Origin of the sequence: Methylobacterium sp., from assembly GCF_019750675.1 — a bacterium.
Classification (GTDB): Bacteria; Pseudomonadota; Alphaproteobacteria; order Rhizobiales; family Beijerinckiaceae; genus Methylobacterium.
Genome location: NZ_JAIEOF010000361.1, coordinates 1 through 2,023, shown reverse-complemented (window position 1 = coordinate 2,023; position 2,023 = coordinate 1). Strand labels below are relative to the sequence as shown.

The 2,023-nt window shown below is 73.3% G+C and carries 2 protein-coding genes and 1 pseudogene; 2 read left to right on the top strand and 1 reads right to left on the bottom strand.

Annotation, left to right across the window (positions count from 1 at the left end):
- Positions 1 to 6 precede the first annotated feature (6 nt).
- Both K2X24_RS18665 and K2X24_RS18660 read left to right on the top strand, forming a co-directional pair.
- Positions 7 to 753 (top strand): PIG-L family deacetylase, encoded by a 747-nt coding sequence (locus K2X24_RS18665; protein ID WP_366934527.1) that lies wholly within the window; start codon positions 7 to 9, stop codon positions 751 to 753.
- Positions 753 to 1,604 carry a glycosyltransferase gene (locus K2X24_RS18660; RefSeq protein WP_292499941.1) on the top strand — a complete coding sequence of 284 codons (852 nt, stop codon included), beginning with the start codon at positions 753 to 755 and terminating at the stop codon, positions 1,602 to 1,604. The genes K2X24_RS18665 and K2X24_RS18660 overlap by 1 nt, the downstream gene beginning before the upstream one ends.
- 3 nt (positions 1,605 to 1,607) lie before the next feature.
- Here K2X24_RS18660 and K2X24_RS18655 read toward each other — a convergent pair.
- Positions 1,608 to 2,023 (bottom strand): annotated as a pseudogene (locus K2X24_RS18655) (glycosyltransferase); the annotation flags it as partial.

Below are 2,023 nucleotides of genomic sequence, written 5' to 3'. Positions count from 1 at the left end.
CCATCCATGCATGCCGACGCCTTCCTTGCCGCCGCCGAACGCCTGCCCGTCCGTGATCTCGACACGCTGACGGGCGGAACCGGCCTCGTCGTCGTCGCCCCGCATCCCGACGACGAGAGCCTCGGCTGCGGCGGCGTCATGGCCGCCGCACGCGCGCGCGGCCAGACGGTCGCGGTGGTCATCGTCAGCGACGGCTGCGGCTCGCACACCCATTCGGCGCTCTACCCGCCCGACAAGCTTCGGGCCCTGCGCGAGCGGGAGACCCTGGACGCAGTCGCGGCCCTCGGCGTGCCCCCGGAGGCCGTGACCTTCCTGCGCATGCCCGATGCCGGCGTTCCGAGCACCGGCCCCGAGGCCGAGGCCGCCGCGTCCCGCATCGCCGAGATCGCCGAAACCACCGGGGCCGGCGCGGTCTGCGTGACCTGGGGCCACGATCCGCATTGCGACCATCAAGCCGCCGCCGCCATCGTCCGGCTGGCCCGGGGTCGCCTCGGTGCGATCCGCAGCTATGCCTATCCGGTCTGGGGCTGGACCCTGCCCGAAGGCACCGAGGTCGGGGATGCTCCGACCGGCCTGCGCGTCGATGTCGGTGCGCATCGGTCGGCGAAGGCCGCGGCCATCGCCGCCCATCGCTCGCAGACGACGGACCTGATCGCCGACGATCCCACCGGCTTTCGGCTGGAGCCCGCGATGATCGCCCGGTTCACGGGCGATTTCGAGATCTTCGTCGCCCTCGACGAGCCGACCCCGTGATCGCCGGCACCACCGTCATCACCCTGAACAAGGGCCGCGACGCGCATCTGGCGCGCCTGCTCGAGGGGCTCGCGCGCGGTCCGCACCCGGAGGCCTGCGTCGTGGTCGAGATGGGCGCGAACCCCGCGCCACTGCCCGACCTGGGCTTTCCGATCCGGCGCGTTCATCTGGAAGCGGCGGGCCTGCCCCTGGCGCGCGCGCGCAATGCCGGGCGCCGGGCGGCCACGACCGAGCGGCTGGTCTTCCTCGACGTGGATTGCATTCCCTCCGCCGACCTCGTGCCGTCCCTGAGCCACGACCTCGACGCGGCGGACGGCCTGATCTGCTGCGAGATCCGTTACCTGCCGGCGGGCACGGTGGCGGATGGCTGGACGGAGGTCGCCCTGCGGGCGGCCGGCCACCGCCATCCGGTGCGGCATTTTCCGGAGCGTGGCCTCGCTCGGGCCGAGAATGTCGGCCTGTTCTGGTCCCTCGCCTTCGGCGTGCGCGCCACGACCTTCGACCGCCTCGGCGGCTTCGACGAAGGCTTCGACGGCTACGGGGCGGAGGACACCGATCTCGCCTTCCGGGCCGACGCCCTCGGCATCCCGGTCCTGTTCACCGCCGGGGGCCTGGCCTTCCACCAGCATCACCTCGCCTGCGACCCGCCCCTGCAGCACTTTTCCGACATCGTGCGCAACGCCGCGCGCTTCCGCGCCCGCCACGGCCTGTGGCCGATGGACGGCTGGCTCGACGCCTTCGCGGCGCGGGGATTGATCGGCTCGAATTGGCGGGATGGCCTGACGGTCCTGCGCCATCCGACATCGGACGAGGTCGCCGCCACGCGGGTGCCGGCCGACCGCCCATTCTGAACCTTACCGGCGCCGGGCGTCCATCCGGTCGGCGAGGTCGGCGATGAGGCGTGCCGTTCGGGCGATCGCACCCGGCTCGGCGAGGGCGCCGATGCGGGCCGGGTCGAGACGAAGGCCGGCGGCGATCACCCCCGGCCACGCCACCGGGCTCGGCCATGCGGGACAGTGGATTGCCGAACCCAGGGAGGCCAGGGCCTCGGCCTTGGCGACCTGCTCGTCGAAGGCGCGTGGTTCCGGCAGGCAGACGAAGCGCTTCCCCGCAGCAGCGACACCCGAGACGACGCCGTCGCCGCCCGCCCCGACGACCAGGGCGGCCCGTGCGAGCCAGGGTGCCGGGTCCGTGACCCATCCGTGCAGGTGGAGATTCGCTGGCCGCTCCCCGCCCGCGTTCTCAACGGGTCCGAGCACGTGCCAGGACC

Bases quoted from the DNA above. Each gene is read 5' to 3' on its own strand.
- K2X24_RS18665 (WP_366934527.1), top strand. From the start codon at position 7: ATGCATGCCGACGCCTTCCTTGCCGCCGCCGAACGCCTGCCCGTCCGT.